Consider the following 17,257-nt stretch of genomic DNA (forward strand, 5'->3'; position numbering starts at 1 on the left):
AGCCCGCCGTCCGGTGTGCCGCCCGCCGCGGCCAGCGGTGCCTCGGGGCCGCTGCCCGCGAGACCGCGCGCCAGTTCGGCGACGGCCGCGGCGACCGGTCCGCTGTGCGACACGAGCACGATGCCGACGGGCTTCTCGACGCTCATCGGCTTTCCTCGGCGGCCGTGCCGAGCGCCGCGATCAGCAGGGCGGCGGACGTCGCGCCGGGGTCTTGGTGCCCGATGCTGCGCTCCCCGAGATAGCTCGCCCTGCCCTTGTGCGCCTGCATCGGCACGGTCGCCGCGGCGCCGGCCTCCGCCGCCTCGGCCGCCGCCCCGAACGACGTGCCGAGCGCGGTGACCGCCGGCTCCAGCGCGTCCAGCATCGTCTTGTCGCCGGCCTTGGCACCGCCGAGCTGGGCCACGGCCGCGACACCCGCGCCGAGCGCCTCGGCCAGCGTGGCGTGGCTGACCTCGGGCTCGTCGCCGAGCGCCTTGCCCGTACGCCGCAGCAGCGTCCCGTACAGCGGTCCCGAGGCGCCGCCCACGGTGGAGATCAGCTGCCGGCCCGCCAGGGTCAGTACGGCGGCGGGCGTGGCCGGCGACTCCTTCTCCAGTACGGCGGTCACGGCCCGGAAGCCGCGCTGCAGGTTGCTGCCGTGGTCGGCGTCGCCGATCGCCGAGTCCAGCTCGGTCAGCCGGTCGGCCTCCCGCTCGACCGCCGCCGCTGTGGCGATGAGCCAGCGGCGGAAGAAGGCGGCGTCGAGCGTCGGGTCGGGTTCCTGGTCAGGCACGTGATCTCCTCGAACCGTGAGTCGTTCTGTCCTGGGTCGGACTGTCCTGGGTCGGACTGTCTTGTGCGGACTGTCCTGTCTCGGACGGCGCTTCAGCGACCCCAGCGGAGCGCGGGGGTCTGCACCGGCGCGTCCCACAGTCGCAGCAGGTCCTCGTCGACCTGGCACAGGGTCACCGAACAGCCCGCCATGTCGAGCGAGGTCACATAGTTCCCGACGAGCGTACGAGCCACCGACACGCCCCGCTCGCCCAGCACCCGCTGCACCTCGGCGTTGAATCCGTACAGCTCCAGCAGCGGGGTGCCGCCCATGCCGTTGACCAGCGCGAGTACCGGGCCCGTCGGCTTCAGGTCCTCCAGGACCGCGTTCACCGCGAAGTCCGCGATCTCGCGGGACGTCATCATGGCGCGCCGCTCACGGCCCGGCTCGCCGTGGATGCCGATGCCCAGCTCCAGCTCGCCCTGCGGCAGGTCGAACGTCGGGCTGCCCTTGGCCGGCGTGCTGACGGCGGTCAGCGCGACGCCGAAGCTGCGCGACGACTCGTTGACCTGCCGGGCGATGGCCTCGACCCGCTCCAGCGGCGCGCCCTCCTCGGCCGCGGCGCCCGCCAGCTTCTCGACGAAGAGCGTGGCGCCCGTACCGCGCCGGCCGGCCGTGAACAGGCTGTCGGTGACCGCCACGTCATCGTTGACCAGGACCTTCGCGACCTGGACGCCCTCGTCCTCGGCGAGCTCGGCCGCCATGTCGAAGTTGAGGACGTCGCCGGTGTAGTTCTTCACGATGAACAGCACGCCCGCGCCGCTGTCCACGGCCGCGGCGGCCCGCACCATCTGGTCGGGCACGGGACTGGTGAACACCTCGCCGGGACACGCGGCGGAGAGCATCCCCGGGCCGACGAACCCGCCGTGCAGCGGCTCGTGTCCCGAGCCGCCGCCCGAGACGAGGCCGACCTTGCCGGCGACGGGCGCGTCGCGCCGTACCACCACGCGGTTCGCCACGTCCACGGCGAGGTCCGGATGCGCCGCCGCCATCCCGCGCAGCGCGTCGTCGACCACGGTTTCCGGCACGTTGATGAGCATCTTCACAGGGTCCTCCTGGGTGCGGTACCGGCCAGGCCCCGGGGACAGGCTCATGGCGGTTGACGTCGGTCTTCTCGCAGCAGTCAGTCAGCATTCAGTATCGAAGAGACACGCGTGATCGGGAAGTGACGCGCCGTGGACCCGCGATTCTGCTCGTCCGGTCCTGGATGGTCCTGGCCCGGTCTCAACCGGCCTCAGTCGGTCCCAGTCGGTCCCGTCCGGTCTCAGTCGGTCTTGGCCACGAAGGGACCGTCGGCGCCGAACGCGAGCCGGGCGAAGTTCTCGCCGATGCGCCGCTGCCCCGCCGGGTCCGGGTGGAGCTGGTCGGGCAGGGGAAGCTCGGCGTAGTCCTCCGGGCCGTACAGGTCGTTGCCGTCGAGGTAGTGCAGATGAGGGTCGTCCGCCGACCGCTGCGCGACGATGCGGGCCAGCTCCTCGCGGATGACGCCCAGCGTCAGCTTCCCCGCCGCGCGCTCCGCCGGATCGCCGGCCGCCCTGAACCGCAGCGTGCCCTCGGAGATGTCGCTGAAGTCCGGGGCGCTGGGGCCGGGGGTGTCCTCGTGGATGGGGCAGTGGACGGGGGAGACGACCAGCAGCGGTGCGGTGGGGTGCCCCTCACGGATGGTGTCGAGGAAGCCGTGCACGGCCGGGGTGAAGGCACGCAGCCGCATCAGGTCGGCGTTGACGAGATTGATGCCGATCTTGACGCTGATCAGGTCGGCCGGGGTGTCCCGCATGGTGCGGGCGGTGAACGGGTCGAGCAGCGCGCTGCCGCCGAGCCCGAGATTGATCAGCTCCACCGCGCCGAGGGACGCGGCCAGCGCGGGCCAGGTCGTGGTCGGGCTCGCGGAGTTGGAGCCGTGGCTGATCGAACTCCCGTGGTGCAGCCACACCTTGCGGCCCCGGTCCGGGGCGGGTTCGACGGGCGCGTCGGTGCGCAGCGCGACGAGCTGGGTGGTCTCGTTGTACGGCAGCCAGATCTCGATGTCCTTGTCCCTGGCGGGCAGTTCGTCGAAGCGGAGCGTGCCGGGCGGGCCCGGTTCCAAGTTCGCCGTGCCGGTGGTCATGTCGATGTGCAGGACGTTGCCGCCGCTCACACCGGCCTGGCCGGTCAGTTCACCGTCGACGAGCAGGTCGTACACCCCGTCGGGACGCAGCGGCGCGCCCTCGTAGGACGGCTTGGTGCGCAGGGTTTCGAGTTCGACGGCGGTGGCCCGGGTACGGAACGCCAGCCGCACACCGGACGGCTGGGACTCCGCCATGGCCAGCTGTCCGTCGGAGTACTGGGCGCGCGCCCAGGCGGGCAGCCGGTGCGGCAGCACGCCCTGTGGGGTCCGCTCCAGTTCGAGTGCGCCGCGCACGATGTCCTCGGTGATGGGTGTGCTGATCCAGTCGTGCCGGGTGGTGTTCATGGGGCTCCGCCTGCTGTTCGGGATGTTCGGGTGGTCGGTTGGGCGCTGTGCTGCGTACTGCTGCTCGCTGTGCCGGCCTGACGGGTCAGGACCGGGGCCAGTCGCGCAGCATCGCGTCGAGGGAGTCGACGATCCAGGTCCAGCTCTCCTGGCTGTCGGGCAGGCTGTGGCTGAAACCACCGCTCATCTCCAGGCTCACGTAGCCGTGGAAGACGCTGCCGAGCAGCCGGACCGCGTGGGTCTGGTCCGGCTCCGTGAGGGCGTACCCGCGCAGGATCGCCCGCGTCATCTGGGCGTGCCGGACGCCGGCGCTCGCCGCCGCCGTCTCCGGGTCGAGCCTGAGCCGCGCCGCGTCGTAGCGGCCGGGGTGCTCCCGCGCGTAGTCGCGGTACGCGTCGGCGAAGGCGACCAGGGCGTCCTTGCCCGCGCGCCCCGCGAGGGCGGCGGAGACACGGTCGGCCAGCTCCTCCAAGGCGTACAGGGCGATCCGGATCCTGAGGTCGTCGGAGCTCTTCAGATGCGAGTACAGACTCGCGACCTTGACGTCGTACCGCCGGGCGAGCGCCGAGACGGTCACCTGGTCGAAGCCCACCTCGTCGGCGAGCTCCGCGGCTCCCTGGGTCAGGCGTTCCGGGGTCAGTCCTGCTCGAACCATAACCATCCCTCCTTCTGCCGAAACCCATTATGCATTTGCCTAAAACCTCTAGGCAAATTAGCCTGCGTATCATGAGGCCGCTGACTGAGCGAGAGATCCGTACCGCGTTCGTGAACTGTTCCAAGGGCGAGGCGAAGCGTCTGTCCGTCCCCCACGACTTGGCCGAACGGCCCTGGGACGACCTGGACTTCTTCGGCTGGCGGGACCTCCAGGTCCCCGGCCGCGCCTGCCTCGCCACGGAGCTGGACGGCCGGACCGTGGCGCTCGTGCTGCGCTGCCCGAGTCCTGCCTTCCAGCAGGGGCGGCGCAGCATGTGCTCGATCTGTCTGACCACGCACAGCGGAGGGGTCTCGCTGATGGTCGCCCCGAAGGCGGGCAAGGCAGGCCGGGAGGGCAACTCGGTGGGCGCCTACATGTGCAGCGACCTGGCCTGCCCGCTGTATCTGCGGGGGAAGAAGGACGCGGGTGTGGGCGCGCGGCTGCACGAGACGCTCACCATGGAGCAGAAGATCGAGCGGACCGTGGGGAACCTCGCGTCGTTCATCGCCAAGGTCACCGCGTGACGTAGCGGCGCGTGGCACCCGTCGGCTTCGGCCTCAGGCGGCCTCAGGCGCGGCCTCGACGGGGTCGCCCACCGCGCCGCCGGTGGCCGTGCGGATCGCGCCCACGATGCGCGCCGAGACGGCCGACAGGTCCTTGAACTGGGCGAGATCGGTGCCGGCCAGCAGCATGGCGCCGATGTCCTCGTCCACCACCCGCATCGCCGCCGCGGCCGTCGCGGCGTGCAGCCGCACCTCGAGGTCGTCGGCCGGGCGGCTCAGCCGGCTCGCGAGGATGCCGGTCAGCTCGTGTTCCACCTGGTCGCAGGCCATCAGCCAGGCCGAACGGATCGCCGGCTCCGTGTCGCCGAGGGCGATCATCTTGGTGGCGAGCATTTCGTCGGCCAACTCGGCCGGGTCCACGTCGGTCGCGCGCTTCTTCAGCTCCGCGACGATGTGATCTTCGAGGGAGCTGTGCCGGGGCCAGTCGCGCATCACGTTCATGAACCACTCGACGCCCTGCGTCACGATCGGCTCGGCGCAGCTCTCCTTGTTGCGGAAGTGCCGCCAGATGGTGCGTACGGAGAGCCCCACCGCGGCCGCGATCTGCTCACCGCTGGTGTCGGCGACGCCCTGCTTCCAGAACAGGCGCGCCGCCTCCCGGGAGATTTCGAGCCGCAGCCGCAGCCGTCGCTGCTCACTCATTCCGCCTGCCGCGCGCTTGTCCGCCGCCATGTCGTCCTCCGTCCAGGTGTCCGTTACCTCTTGCTCACCAGTGTCATCGTGTCACTAAGTGACGTCCGTGGCCAGCTCCGGGAGGCGACGCAGCGCGTCCAGCACGACACGTACCGCGGCGCGGGGCGGCGAGCCGCGGCGCACGGCGGCCGTGATCGTACGGGTCACCGGAGTCGGAAGTTCCCTGGTGGCGACGCGATAGCGGCGGTCGACCGCCAGGCCGGGCAGCAGCGCGATCGACAGCCCGGCCTCGACGTGCTGCAACGTCATCATGTAGTTGCTGAACCGGCACACCACCCGCGGCTCGAAGCCCGACTGACGGCACAGCCGCTGGGCGAGATTGGCCATGTACGACTGCGGTACGTCGAACGCCCACGACTCGTCCGCGTACGCCGCCAGGTCGACGGCGCCGCGCCCCGCTGCCGGGTGCCCGGGAGGCACCACGAGCAGGACCGGCTCGGTGGCCAGCGGTACGAGGTCGAGGTCGGGCCCGAGCGGCAGCTCGTCGAAGTCGGTGGTCGTGATGATGACGTCCGCGTCGCCGTTGCGGAGCGCCGGCATGCTCTCGTGCGGCTCCAGTTGCAGCAACTCGATGTCGAGATGCGGGTGTTCGCGGGCCAGCCGGGTGACCGCCGGCACCGCCATGGTGTGGATCGCGCTCTGGAACGCCCCCAGCCGCACCAGCCCGGCGGGCTCGTCGCCGAAGCCGCGCAGCTCCGCCTCGACGGTGTCCATGTGGTCGAGGATCGCCCGCGCCCGCCGCGCGAGGATCAGCCCGGCGGGTGTCAGCCGCACCCGCCGCCCCGTGCGCTCCAGGAGCTGGGTACGGGTCTCGGCCTCCAGCACGGCGAGCTGCTGGGAGACGCTGGACGGGCTCAGGCTGGCCGCCTGGGCCACGGCCCGGACGGTGCCCAGTGTGTCCAGCTGGCTCAGCAGGCGCAGTCTCCAGGGATTCATCACCTCCCCAGTGTTGTGCGGTTATGCCGAACAGGAAAGCCGGAATCGTGAGATGGACGTGTTGCTCGGACGCGCCTTACCGTCGACAGCATGGCTGCTACGACCACTGGTCCGACCACCGTATCGCCGTCCGCCACCGACACTTTCTGGGCCGACGCGGAGAACCATCTCGTCCGCTACGGCACCGAGTTCACCCACGAGGTCATCGACCGCGCTGCGGGGAGTTTCCTCTACGCCGCCGACGGCCGGAAGATCCTCGACTTCACCTCCGGCCAGATGAGCGCGATCCTCGGCCACTCGCACCCGGAGATCGTCGCGACCGTCCAGCGGCAGGTCGCCACCCTCGACCATCTCTTCAGCGGCATGCTCAGCCGGCCGGTGGTCGACCTCGCCAGGCGGCTGGCCGGCACGCTGCCCGAGCCGCTGAAGAAGGTGCTGCTGCTGACCACCGGCGGTGAGTCGAACGAGGCCGCCATCCGGATGGCGAAGCTGGTCACGGGCAAACACGAGATCGTCTCGTTCGCGCGGTCCTGGCACGGCATGACACAGGCCGCCGCCTCCGCCACGTACAGCGCGGGCCGCAAGGGCTACGGCCCCGCCGCGCCCGGCAACTTCGCGATCCCGGTGCCGAACGCGTACCGGCCCGACTTCACGGCGGCGGACGGCTCGCTGGACTGGCGGCGCCAGCTGGACTTCGCCTTCGACCTGATCGACGCGCAGTCGACGGGCAGCCTGGCCGCGTGCCTGGTCGAACCGATCCTCAGCTCGGGCGGCATCATCGAGCCGCCGCTCGGGTACTTCGCCGCGCTGAAGGAGAAGTGCGAGGAGCGCGGCATGCTGCTGATCCTGGACGAGGCCCAGACCGGCCTGTGCCGCACCGGGACCTGGTACGCGTTCGAGCGCGACGGCATCGTGCCCGACATCCTCACCCTGTCGAAGACCCTGGGCGCCGGGCTCCCGCTGGCGGCCGTGGTCACCAGCGCCGAGATCGAGCAGGAGGCGTACGAGCGCGGGTTCCTGTTCCTGACCACCCACGTCGCCGACCCGCTGGTGGCGGCGGTGGGCAACACCGTCCTGGATGTCCTGACCGCCGAAAAGCTCGACGCCCGCGCGCGCTCGCTCGGCGCGTTCCTGCACGACGGCCTGACCGACATCGCCACCCGCCACGAGGTCGTCGGCGACGTCCGCGGCAGGGGCCTGCTGGCGGGCCTCGAACTCGTCGTGGACCGCGAGACGAAGCGCAGCTCGAACGAACTGGGCGCGAGGGTCACCCGCCGCTGCCTCGAACTCGGCCTGCACACGAACATCGTCCAGATCGCGGGCATGGGCGGAGTCCTGCGCATGGCCCCGCCACTGACCGCGACGGAGGACGAACTGTCCCTGGGCTTGACCATCCTGGACCAGGCCATCGCGGACAGCGCCTGAGCCACGGCTGAGGGGCGGGGCCTCGGTGCGGTCCCGCCCGCTCAACTGGCCTTGGCCGGTGGGTGGTTACGTGGCGGAGAGCGTGAAGCTCTGGGCCGGGCCGTTGCTGCACGTCCACTGTTGGAGGCGGGCGCCGTCCGCGGTGGAGACGTCGGTGATGTCCAGGCACTGCGCGGTGTTGTTGCGTGGTGTGAAGCTGTAGCTGCCGTCGCTGTGCTGGACGGGCTTGAACTGCTCGTTCGTGCCGCCGCCGTAGCCCCACAGCTGGACCTTGACGCCGTTTCCTGTGGCGCCGGGGCCGCCGGTGATGTCCCAGGCCGCGGTGGCGGCGTTGCGGCTGACGACCTTGTAGTAGCCGCTGTCGGTGGGCTGGAACTGCCACTGCTGGTTGGTGCTGCCGGCGACACAGGTCCACTGCTGCAGTGCGGTCCCGTTGGCGGTGCCGCCGTTCGCCGCGTCGACACACTTGTGGCTGTTGGTGTTGGCGATCGAGTACCACTTACTCGCATCGATCACACTGCCGCCGCCGTCGCCGGTCCCGCCGCCTCCGCCGGTCGTGCCGGGCTTCCAGGTGAAGGTCGCCACCGCCTTGGCCGGCACGGAGTAGCTGAAGTTCTGGCCGTTGTGGTTGACGCCGAAGGTGCGGGCGTTGGCGGTGTCGCCGTTGAGGACGATCAGAGCGATGGAGCCGTCCGGGTTGCGGAAGGCGACATCCTGGAGGTTCCCCGAACCGAAGGTGTTGGAGTCGACGCGGACCGCGCCGGGCTTGACGAACTTGCTGGCCTGGCCGAGGACGTAGTACTCGGCGTTGTACGCGGCCGTGCCTGCGGAGTTGTTGACCGTGACGGCGCCCGTGCAGGTGGTGCAGTTCATGCTCGGACCGCCGCTCGGGTCCAGCGCCATGTTCCATGTCACCACGGACTTCGCCCAGTTGCGGGTCGCGCCGATGATCAGGTTCTCCGTCTGCCAGTCGAGGGAGTCGGCGAACGTGTTGGCGTCGTTGGCGGATTTGCTGCCGGAGCACTCGGTGAAGTACGCGTCCTTGTTCGGGAACGAGTTGTGCACGACGGACTGCGCGCCCGGGTTGCCGCCGTAGCAGTGCCAGGCCACCCCCGCCGTGTACGGTCCGGCCGCGGAGTCGCCGAGCACGGTCGAAGGGAAGCCGGTGTCGTCCCAGTTGTGGTCGTAGCCGATGATCTTGGTGCTGAGACCGGCGGACGCGATGGCGGGGCCGAGATACCCGCCGATCAGTCGGGCCTCGTCGGCCGCCGAGTACGTGGAGCCGGGGTAGTTGGACGGGGAGAACTCCGGCTCGTTCTGCGGGGTGAGTAGTGAGACGGGGACGCCCGCGGTCTTGTACGCCTGGAGGAACTTGACCAAGTAGTTCGCGTACACCTGGTAGTTGGCGGAGTTCAGTGAGCCGCCCACCATCGAACCGCTGCTCTTCATCCAGCCCGGCGGGCTCCAGGGCGTCGCCATGACGGTGGTGCTCGGGTTGAGCTGGAGCGCCTGCTTGAGCAGCGGCAGGATGTAGTCGTTGTCATGGGCGGTGGAGAAGTGCGTCAGGCTCGGGTCGCTCTGCCCCGCCGGCATGTCGTCGTAGGTGTACTGCGACCGGGCGAAGTCCGAAGCCCCGATCGGCTGGCGCAGGAAGCTCAGCCCGATGCCCGAGGCGGGGTCGAAGAGCTTGGACATGATCGCGTTCCGCTGGGGCGAGTTGGCGATCAGCCACGCGGAGGAGTCGGTGAGCGAGGCGCCGAATCCGGTCATGGACTGGTACGTCTTCGACGAGTCGACGCTGATGACCTGTCCGGCCGAGCTCGCACCGTCGGCGAAGGTCGCCCCGGACTGCGGAGCCAGCAGCTTGCTCTGGTCCGCCGTCGTCTCCCACACCGATACGGCGGGTCCTGCGGCAGCCTGCGCTGTGCCCGAACTGACGGCGGTGGCGGCCGAGAAGACCAGCGCCGAGGCCAGCATGGCGGAAAGGATTCTGGTACGGGACAACTCTGTCCCTCCTTCTTCGAAGGTGGTGGAGCAGCGGGCACCGGGGCATGGCGGGGCGCGACGGGGTGCGGAAAAGGGGGAACGGCCAGGCGGGCCCACGGTGACGGTGCTGCGATGTCACTGGCGCGATCTGACAACAGCCTTGTGTTCAAAGGGTGTTGTCATGGGTGGACTGGATGCCACGGTGCCTTCAGCATCCTGATTGAAGGGGAGGATGCCGCAGCGGTCAAGGGGGCGGGAACCGAAAAAAGCCCGACCTGAGCCGGGGCGGGCCGGATGGAGCGTTCATTTCCTCAACGCGGCGCAGGTGTCAGGGGGTCAGCCCCGTGGCACCGGACCGGTCGATTCCCGCAGCACCAGATGCGTGGCGAGTTCGACATGGAGGGTGTCCACGGTGTGCCGGTCGAGCAGCCGCATCAGCAGCGACACGGCCATCCGGCCCATCTCCTCCAGCGGCTGACCCACCGTCGTCAGCCGGGGCACCGTGCTGCGGCTCAGATCGGTGTCGTCGAAGCCGGTGATCGACAGGTCCGCCGGGACCCGCAGCCCCCGCTCGTACGCGGCCCGCAGCGCGCCGACCGCCGCCTTGTCGTTGAACGCGACCAGGGCGGTGGGGCGTTCGGGCAGGTCGAGCAGGTCGCCCGCCGCTTCGTAACCCCGGTCGGCCGTCGGTTCGATGGCGCGCAACAGGGCGGGCGACGGCAACAGCCCGGCCTCGGCGAGCGCGGCGGCGTGGCCGGCGAGCCGGGACTGGGTCGCCAGCCACTCGGTGGGTCCGCCGATGACCCCGATGCGCCGGTGCCCGAGCTGCACCAGATGCGCGGTGACGGAGCGGGCCGCGGTCAGATTGGCCGCCGACACCGACGCGATGTCCCGGGACAACGGGCTGCTCGGGTCGACCACCACGAACGGCAGCCCCCGGGCGCGCAGCGCCTCCAGCTCCGTCGCGGGCTCGGGCGGCAGGATCAGCACCGCGCCCGCGAGCCCGGACTCCTGGGCGAGCCCGGCCAGCACCCCCGGCCGGCGGGCGGCGTCGCCCGCGCTGAGCACCACGCGCCTGCCGTGCAGGTCGAGCGTCTCGGCGATCGAGGAGACGATCACGCCGAAGTAGTCGGTCAGCACGTACGGGCAGCGCACATAGATCGCCCCGCCCGAGGCGCCGCGCCGCGCGGGGGCCGGGGCGCCCAGCCGCTCGATCGCCCTGCGCACCAACTCCTGCGTGTCGGAGGCCACATGCTCGTGCCCGTTCATGACGCGCGAAACCGTGGCGATCGACACGCCCGCTTCGGCGGCGATAGCGCGCACCGTGACCCGGGAACTCCTCAGCTCAGCCACTTGTTACAGCTTTTCGTTTCATGCGGGCAGCGTAGCGGAGCCGGACTTATCGGCTGTAGAGGGCTTGACAGTCCATGACGGGTACGGCTTTTCTGTGCACACGTCAAAGAGTTTCCAGGATGTTTCAGTTTGTTACATGACGGGTTTCGGTAACTCGTCCCCGAAGCGGAACCGGCCCGTGTTCACCGGCTCCGCCGCGCCACGGTCCTGCCTTCACCCGCACCTGCCACCTTCAGCTCCGATCGCGTCCCGTCTCCGAGGAGAACCACTGATGAGACCCTCCCTGACTGCGGCGGCCGTCGCGGCGGCCGCACTCTGTCTCGCGTGTCTGCCGGCCGTCCAGACGGCGGCGGTCACGCCGGCCGGCCGGACCGTACCGGCCGGACACCACCAGCCGGGCTCGCCGCAGGCGCGGGTGTGGGTGACGACGGCGGACGGGGCCCAGGAACTGCGCGAGCAGGCGCCCGTCGCGTTCCGCGCCGGTGCGTCCGACCGGACGACCATCACCGTCGACCCGAACCAGAGCTTCCAGCGCATGGACGGCTTCGGCGGTGCGCTCACCGACTCTTCGGCGGCCGTCCTCGCCCAACTGCCCCGTACAGCACGGGACTCCGCGATGCGGCAGCTCTTCGACCCGGTCCGCGGCATCGGCGTCAGCTTCCTGCGCCAGCCCGTCGGATCCTCCGACTTCACGGCCGCGGCCACGCACTACACGTACGACGACGTCCCGGCGGGACAGACCGACTTCGCCCTGCGGCACTTCAGCATCGCCCACGACGAGCGGCAGATCCTGCCGCTGCTGCGCCAGGCCAAGCAGCTCAATCCCCGGCTCACCGTGATGGCCACGCCGTGGAGTCCGCCGGCCTGGATGAAGGACAGCGACTCGCTGGTCGGCGGTCACCTCAAGGACGATCCGGCGGTGTACGACGCGTACGCCCGGTACCTGGTGAAGTACGTCAAGGCGTACGCGGCGGCCGGTGTGCCCGTCGACTATCTGACCGTCCAGAACGAGCCGCAGAACCGCAAACCCAACGCCTACCCCGGCACCGACCTGCCCGTCGAGCAGGAGGCCAAGGTCATCGAGGCGCTCGGACCGCTGCTGCACCGGGCCAGCCCGCGTACCAAGATCCTTGCCTACGACCACAACTGGTCGACGCACCCCGACGACATCGCCACCGCCGAGCAGCTCGGCGAGGACCCGCAGACGGACTACCCGTACCAGGTGCTCGACGGCCCGGCGGCGAAGTGGATCGCGGGTACGGCGTACCACTGCTACTCGGGCGACCCCAGTGCGCAGAGCGCCCTGCACGACGCCCATCCGGACAAGGGCATCTGGTTCACGGAGTGTTCCGGCTCGCACGGAGCGACCGACACGCCCGCGCAGATCTTCCGGGGGACCCTGACCTGGCACGCACGGACCATCACCGTCGGCACCACACGCAACTGGGCCAGGTCCGTCGCTGACTGGAACGTCGCACTCGACGCCGACGGCGGTCCGCACAACGGCGGTTGCGACACCTGCACCGGGCTGCTGGCCGTGCACGACGACGGGACCGTGACCGCGAACGCCGAGTTCTACACCATCGGCCACCTGTCGAAGTTCGTACGCCCGGGGGCCGTTCGCATCGCCAGCACCAACTACGGCACCCCCGGCTGGAACGGCCAGCTCACCGATGTCGCCTTCCGCAACCCGGACGGCTCGACGGCGCTCGTCGTGCACAACGAGAACGACGACCCGCGCACGTTCGCCGTCGCCGTGGGCGACCGGACGTTCGAGTACACCCTCCCCGGCGGAGCGCTCGCGACCTTCACCTGGCCCAAGTCGGCCGCTCTCACCAGCAGGTTGCACGAGGTGCCCCTGACCGGCGCCCACGCCACCTCCCAGCCCGCGGGCCAGGACGCGGCGGACCTCGCGACCGACGCGGACGGCTCGACCCGCTGGTCCAGCGGCCAGGCCCAGGAACCGGGCCAGTACGTGCAGATCGACCTGGGCAAGCGGCGGGACTTCCGCCGGGTCGCCATCGACAGCGGCGACAACCTGGGCGACTACGCCCGCGGCTGGCAGGTCTCCGTGAGCAACGACGGTACGACCTGGCACACGGCGGCCACCGGCACCGGAACAGGCCAACTCACCACGGCGGACCTCCGCCGCACCACCACGGCCCGCTACATCAGGGTGACCTCGACAGGCACAGCCCCCAACTGGTGGAGCATCGCCGACCTCCGCCTCTACCGCTGACCTTGCTCCTCCCGCCCGCCCCGGCGAGGGCGGGCGGGCCCCCATACCACCTGTTCGAAAGCTAATTCATCTCATCTGCTGATCCGACCAATCCGTGTGCCGCGCTGATACGAACATATGACTGAGAGATCTCGGGACAGGGCGCGCGGCACGGACCTCGTCGGCGCTCGGTCGTTTTCATGCGCGCCAGTGGGGAGTGGTCAGGAAGATGGGCACAGCGGTCGAGGAACGCCCGAAGAGAGCAGAGGACGCAGGGGAGGCGAAGGAAGCAGACACCGGCGCCGGCGCGCAGAGCGCCGAGACCGGGGAGGCCGCGGGCGGGGTGCCGGCTCTTTCGCCTTATTCTGGTGGGCCCGTTTTCGTGGACGCCAGTGGCCGGCGGCGGCGGTTGTTCCGTAAGGCGGGGTGGCTGGTGGCCGGGTCGTGCGCCTGTTACGCCGTCGCGCTGGGCGGCGCCATCGTCGGCGGTACGTCGGCCGCGCCCTGGCTGCCGATACCGGGCATGGTCCAGAAGGCGGAAGGGGCGGTCAAGCAGGACACGCTCGCCGATCGCGCGCCCAAGGACTCGGCCCCGAAGCCGCAGGCGGACGCCGGTACGCCCACGTCGGGCAGCGTCGGAGGACCGCTCGCGGGTGCGGGCATCCCGAGTACCGCCGGACGGACCGCGCAGGAGACGACCGCGAAGGACACCGCCGGCAAGAAGGACTCCGCCTCGGCAGACGAGTCCTCCGGCAAGGCCCCCGCGAAGAGCGCGGCGGGCGGCGGCAAGGCTCCCGTCGGCACCACCGGCGACCAGAACCCGGCGCCGGACAAGGGCAGTTCGGACAGCGGCTCGGGTTCGGGCTCGGGCAGTACGACGGCACCCGACGAGTCGGCCGGCGGCAGCGACGACAGCCCGGCGACGAACGAGCCCGCGCCGCCCGCTGAGCAGCCGGCTGCCGACGCCCCCGCTCCCAGCAACCCCATCGGTGATCTGCTCGGGGGTGTCCTCGGCCTTCCGGGCAAGCTGCTGGGCGGCTAGGCCGTCCACGGAGTCAACGCCCTGCGGGCGGTCGGTGCCGGTGGCGCCGACCGCCCGTACGTATGTGTACGGCGCCCGAGCCGGGCGGCTGGGCAGGTGGTACTGCTGTTCCTACTTTTCGTCTGGCGGTCACCGCGCCACCAGGGGGATGATCGAACATGTGACTGCCCCGGGTGAGGGCCGCCGACCGCGGTGTCCCCGGGCGCGACGACGGGAGACGTATGACTGACGACCCGAACGCACGCATCATCGACGAGTTCCGCGCCAACCACGGACAGGTCGGCGGGAACTTCGCGGGTGCGCCGCTGCTTCTGCTGCACACCGTCGGTGCCCGATCCGGCGCACCCCGTGTCAATCCGATGATGTACCTGGCCGGTGAGGGCCGCTACTTCGTCTTCGCCTCCAAAGCGGGCTCCGACCACAACCCGGACTGGTACCACAACCTGATCGCCCATCCCGACGTGCGCGTCGAGATCAAGGACGAGACTCTCGACGTCCGTGCCGTCGAGCTGCGTGGCGAGGAGCGGGACACCGTCTACGCCGAGCAGGCCGGCCTTTACCCCGGGTTCGCCGACTACCAGCGCAAGACCGAGCGGATCATCCCGGTCGTCGCACTCGTCCCCACCGGCGGTGACGGTGACGACAGCGCCGCGTCCGCCGGCCGCGCGGAAGGGAATCCGTCGTGAGCATCGCCTATCTCGCCCAGCCCGAACAGCAGCAGAAGCTGGAATGGCTCGACGGAGGCATGTTCTCCGTCCTCCTCGACAGCGCGGCCACCGACGGGCAGCTCACCGTCGGACGGTTCTCCGTCAGCAAGGGGGAGGCGCCGCCGTACCACATGCACACCAATGAGGACGAAGTCTTCATGCTCATCAAGGGTGAGGCGCTGCTCTGGTCCGACGACCAGGAGATGGAGCTGTCCGAGGGCGGCATCGTCTTCCTGCCTCGCAACGTGCCGCACGGCTACCGGATCACCTCCGACACGGCCGACCTGCTGATGATCTGCACCCCTGGCGGCATCGAGGGCATGTTCCGGCACGCGGGACGTGACATGGCGACGCCGCGTCCCGAGGGCTTCGAGATCTCGAAGGACCGCATGGCCGAGGCCGCCGACATGTACGGGCAGATCATCGTCGGCCCGCCGCGCTGACCCGGGCCCGCACCCGCCCGCGCTCGCCCCGCACCCGCGCGCCGTCCCGCCCCTGTCAGGAAAGGCTCCACCTTGTCCGAGCAACAGCGCCAGGCCCTCGACGAACTGCTGCGGGACGGCCCGCTCGACCTGGGCGGCGACGTCACCGAACAGCGCGCCGTCTTCCACGAGATGATGACGTCCGTGCCGCTGCCCGACGACATCACCACCACCGCCGGGGAACTCGGCGGCGTACCGGTGATCACCGTCGAGACCCCGGACAACGACCCCTCGACGGTCCTGCTGTACTTCCACGGCGGCGCCTACGCCATCGGCTCGGCGGCCGACGCCGTGGGGCTCGCCGCCGACGTCGCCCGGCGCACCGGCACCCGCGCCGTCTGCGTCGACTACCGGCTGGCTCCGGAGAGCCGGTTCCCGGCTGCTGTGGACGACGCCCTGGCCGCCTACCGCGCCCTGCTGGACGACGGGGTGCCCAGCTCCACCATCGCCTTCGCCGGGGAGTCGGCCGGCGGCGGCCTCGCCGTCGCCGCGCTGGTCGCCGCGAAGGAGGCCGGCCTGCCGCAACCGGCGTCGGCCGTGGTCTTCTCCCCGTGGGCCGACCTCACGGTCTCCGGCCGCAGCATCGACGGGAAGGCCGCCGTCGATCCGGCCCTGACCCCCGACGGCATGCGCACCCGCGCCCACGACTACCTGGGCGAGACCGACCCGGCCACCCCGCTGGCCAGTCCGGTCTTCGCCGATCTCACCGGCCTCGCACCCCTGCTCGTCCAGGTCGGGTCGCACGAGATCCTGCTGGACGACGCGGTACGTCTCGCCGCCCGCGCCGCCGAGCACGACGTCCATGTCGAGCTGCAGGTCTGGCCCCAAGTGCCGCATGTCTTCCAGGCGTTCGCCGCCCTGCTGGACGACGCCGACGCCGCGTTGAAGTCGGCCGCCGCCTTCACCCGTGCCCACTGGCCGGAGAGCGACCCCGGGTAAAGAACACGCCCCGCACCGACAAAGCCGCCTGTCGAGCCGTGACATGGGACGATCATGTTGCCCATGGTGCGGACGAACAACTTCGGCATCGCCCTGCGGGGCTGGCGCGAGCGGCTGTCCCCGCTGGAGGGCGGACTGGCGGCCGAGGACGACGAGGACCGGCGCATCCCCGGCCTGCGCCGCGAGGAACTGGCGCTGCTGGCGGGCCTGTCGGTGGATTACGTCATCCGGCTGGAACAGGGCCGCGCCCGCAACCCCTCGGCCCAGGTCGTCGACGCCCTCGCCAGGGCGTTGCGGCTCGACACGGCCGAGCGTGACCACCTGTTCCGCTGCGCCCAGCTGGCACCGCCCGCCGGCGGCGCCGTGTCCATGCACGTACCGGCCCGGGTCCACCGGCTCGTACGGCAGTTGGGCGACACGCCCGTCGCGGTCTTCGCCGCCGACTGGACGATCATCAGCTGGAACGCGATGTGGTCGGCCGTGGTCGGCGACCCCCGTACGTACGACTGGCAGGAGCGCAACCTCGTCACGGGGATGTTCCGCTCGGACGGCCGGCCGGGGCCGGATTCCGTCGCGGCGTGGCCTGTCCGGTCGCGACACGGCGAGGAGGCGGAGGAGGCGGCTCTCGTCGCCGATCTGCGGGTGACGGCGGCCGCCTATCCCGCCGATGTGCGCCTCGCCGCGCTCGTCGAACACATGCTGAGCAGGAGCCCACGCTTCGCCCGGCTCTGGTTCAACGGCACGGCCCGCGCGCTGGTCGGCGACCTCAAGACCGTCTCGCATCCGTCGGTGGGGGAGATCGCCCTCGACCTCGACGTCCTGATGGTCGCGGGTGCCGACCTCAGGATCGTCACGTACACGGCCGCCGCCGAGACGGCCGACGAGGCCAAGATGGCCGCGCTGCGCGCCTCTTGCGATCTCCCGCGACAGCGCCGGGTCTCCGTCTGACGGTACCC

16 protein-coding genes and 1 pseudogene are annotated in these 17,257 nt (G+C 70.7%); 8 read left to right on the forward strand and 9 right to left on the reverse strand.

What is annotated here, in order from left to right:
* From HY68_RS45735 to HY68_RS31820, 5 genes and pseudogenes are all read right to left on the reverse strand, one after another.
* A pseudogene (locus HY68_RS45735) lies at nt 1–146 on the reverse strand (PTS fructose transporter subunit IIA); the annotation flags it as partial.
* The gene (gene dhaL / locus HY68_RS31805; protein WP_041998313.1) at nt 143–772 is read right to left on the reverse strand and encodes a dihydroxyacetone kinase subunit DhaL; all 630 of its coding nucleotides are present in this window, start codon (nt 770–772) and stop codon (nt 143–145) included. The gene dhaL and the pseudogene HY68_RS45735, both read right to left, overlap by 4 nt.
* A gap of 92 nt (nt 773–864) precedes the next feature.
* Nucleotides 865–1,857, reverse strand: a complete 993-nt coding sequence (dhaK, locus tag HY68_RS31810; RefSeq protein ID WP_041998315.1) for a dihydroxyacetone kinase subunit DhaK — start codon at nt 1,855–1,857, stop codon at nt 865–867.
* Between the two features lie 218 nt (nt 1,858–2,075).
* The gene (locus tag HY68_RS31815; protein ID WP_041998317.1) at nt 2,076–3,263 is read right to left on the reverse strand and encodes a GDSL-type esterase/lipase family protein; all 1,188 of its coding nucleotides are present in this window, start codon (nt 3,261–3,263) and stop codon (nt 2,076–2,078) included.
* An 85-nt stretch (nt 3,264–3,348) separates the two neighbouring features.
* Nucleotides 3,349–3,918 (reverse strand): TetR/AcrR family transcriptional regulator, encoded by a 570-nt coding sequence (locus tag HY68_RS31820; RefSeq protein ID WP_041998319.1) that lies wholly within the window; start codon nt 3,916–3,918, stop codon nt 3,349–3,351.
* Nucleotides 3,919–3,989: 71 nt separating this feature from the next.
* On the opposite strand from HY68_RS31820, the gene HY68_RS31825 reads away from it, so the two are divergent.
* Nucleotides 3,990–4,481, forward strand: a complete 492-nt coding sequence (locus HY68_RS31825) for an FBP domain-containing protein (RefSeq protein ID WP_041998330.1) — start codon at nt 3,990–3,992, stop codon at nt 4,479–4,481.
* A gap of 33 nt (nt 4,482–4,514) precedes the next feature.
* Here the strand turns inward: HY68_RS31825 and HY68_RS31830 are convergent, their stop codons facing one another.
* Together HY68_RS31830 and HY68_RS31835 are read right to left on the reverse strand one after the other, a co-directional pair.
* Nucleotides 4,515–5,192: a TetR/AcrR family transcriptional regulator gene (locus HY68_RS31830; RefSeq protein WP_041998333.1), complete on the reverse strand. Its 678-nt coding sequence runs from the start codon at nt 5,190–5,192 to the stop codon at nt 4,515–4,517.
* 54 nt (nt 5,193–5,246) lie between these two features.
* Entirely contained in the window at nt 5,247–6,152 is a 906-nt protein-coding gene (locus HY68_RS31835; RefSeq protein ID WP_041998335.1) for a LysR family transcriptional regulator, read from the reverse strand.
* An 87-nt stretch (nt 6,153–6,239) separates the two neighbouring features.
* Here HY68_RS31835 and HY68_RS31840 point away from each other — a divergent pair, with 87 nt between their 5' ends.
* Entirely contained in the window at nt 6,240–7,574 is a 1,335-nt protein-coding gene (locus tag HY68_RS31840; RefSeq protein WP_041998336.1) for an aspartate aminotransferase family protein, read from the forward strand.
* A 66-nt stretch (nt 7,575–7,640) separates the two neighbouring features.
* Here the strand turns inward: HY68_RS31840 and HY68_RS31845 are convergent, their stop codons facing one another.
* Together HY68_RS31845 and HY68_RS31850 are read right to left on the reverse strand one after the other, a co-directional pair.
* Complete coding sequence (locus HY68_RS31845; protein ID WP_157874471.1) at nt 7,641–9,578, reverse strand: RICIN domain-containing protein; 1,938 nt, start codon at nt 9,576–9,578, stop codon at nt 7,641–7,643.
* Between the two features lie 318 nt (nt 9,579–9,896).
* Nucleotides 9,897–10,913 carry a substrate-binding domain-containing protein gene (locus HY68_RS31850; RefSeq protein WP_078864048.1) on the reverse strand — a complete coding sequence of 339 codons (1,017 nt, stop codon included), beginning with the start codon at nt 10,911–10,913 and terminating at the stop codon, nt 9,897–9,899.
* A 271-nt stretch (nt 10,914–11,184) separates the two neighbouring features.
* Here HY68_RS31850 and HY68_RS31855 point away from each other — a divergent pair, with 271 nt between their 5' ends.
* The 6 genes from HY68_RS31855 (at nt 11,185) to HY68_RS31880 (ending at nt 17,249) form a co-directional block, all read left to right on the forward strand.
* Nucleotides 11,185–13,152, forward strand: coding sequence for a discoidin domain-containing protein (locus HY68_RS31855; protein ID WP_041998338.1), 1,968 nt, complete (start codon nt 11,185–11,187; stop codon nt 13,150–13,152).
* Nucleotides 13,153–13,360: 208 nt separating this feature from the next.
* Nucleotides 13,361–14,173: a hypothetical protein gene (locus HY68_RS39755; protein WP_157874472.1), complete on the forward strand. Its 813-nt coding sequence runs from the start codon at nt 13,361–13,363 to the stop codon at nt 14,171–14,173.
* Between the two features lie 221 nt (nt 14,174–14,394).
* Entirely contained in the window at nt 14,395–14,859 is a 465-nt protein-coding gene (locus HY68_RS31865) for a nitroreductase family deazaflavin-dependent oxidoreductase (RefSeq protein ID WP_041998340.1), read from the forward strand.
* Complete coding sequence (locus tag HY68_RS31870; RefSeq protein WP_041998342.1) at nt 14,856–15,323, forward strand: cupin domain-containing protein; 468 nt, start codon at nt 14,856–14,858, stop codon at nt 15,321–15,323. The genes HY68_RS31865 and HY68_RS31870 overlap by 4 nt, the downstream gene beginning before the upstream one ends.
* A gap of 72 nt (nt 15,324–15,395) precedes the next feature.
* The gene (locus tag HY68_RS31875) at nt 15,396–16,301 is read left to right on the forward strand and encodes an alpha/beta hydrolase (protein WP_041998343.1); all 906 of its coding nucleotides are present in this window, start codon (nt 15,396–15,398) and stop codon (nt 16,299–16,301) included.
* 63 nt (nt 16,302–16,364) lie between these two features.
* Entirely contained in the window at nt 16,365–17,249 is an 885-nt protein-coding gene (locus HY68_RS31880; protein ID WP_052457357.1) for a helix-turn-helix transcriptional regulator, read from the forward strand.
* Nucleotides 17,250–17,257 lie beyond the last annotated feature (8 nt).

Origin of the sequence: Streptomyces sp. AcH 505, assembly GCF_000818175.1 — a bacterium.
Classification (GTDB): domain Bacteria; phylum Actinomycetota; class Actinomycetes; order Streptomycetales; family Streptomycetaceae; genus Streptomyces.

Bases quoted from the DNA above. Each gene is read 5' to 3' on its own strand.
- HY68_RS31815 (WP_041998317.1), bottom strand. From the start codon at position 3,263: ATGAACACCACCCGGCACGACTGGATCAGCACACCCATCACCGAGGAC.
- HY68_RS31820 (WP_041998319.1), bottom strand. From the start codon at position 3,918: ATGGTTCGAGCAGGACTGACCCCGGAACGCCTGACCCAGGGAGCCGCG.
- HY68_RS31825 (WP_041998330.1), top strand. From the start codon at position 3,990: ATGAGGCCGCTGACTGAGCGAGAGATCCGTACCGCGTTCGTGAACTGT.
- HY68_RS31830 (WP_041998333.1), bottom strand. From the start codon at position 5,192: ATGGCGGCGGACAAGCGCGCGGCAGGCGGAATGAGTGAGCAGCGACGG.
- HY68_RS31840 (WP_041998336.1), top strand. From the start codon at position 6,240: ATGGCTGCTACGACCACTGGTCCGACCACCGTATCGCCGTCCGCCACC.
- HY68_RS31855 (WP_041998338.1), top strand. From the start codon at position 11,185: ATGAGACCCTCCCTGACTGCGGCGGCCGTCGCGGCGGCCGCACTCTGT.
- HY68_RS39755 (WP_157874472.1), top strand. From the start codon at position 13,361: ATGGGCACAGCGGTCGAGGAACGCCCGAAGAGAGCAGAGGACGCAGGG.
- HY68_RS31865 (WP_041998340.1), top strand. From the start codon at position 14,395: ATGACTGACGACCCGAACGCACGCATCATCGACGAGTTCCGCGCCAAC.
- HY68_RS31880 (WP_052457357.1), top strand. From the start codon at position 16,365: ATGGTGCGGACGAACAACTTCGGCATCGCCCTGCGGGGCTGGCGCGAG.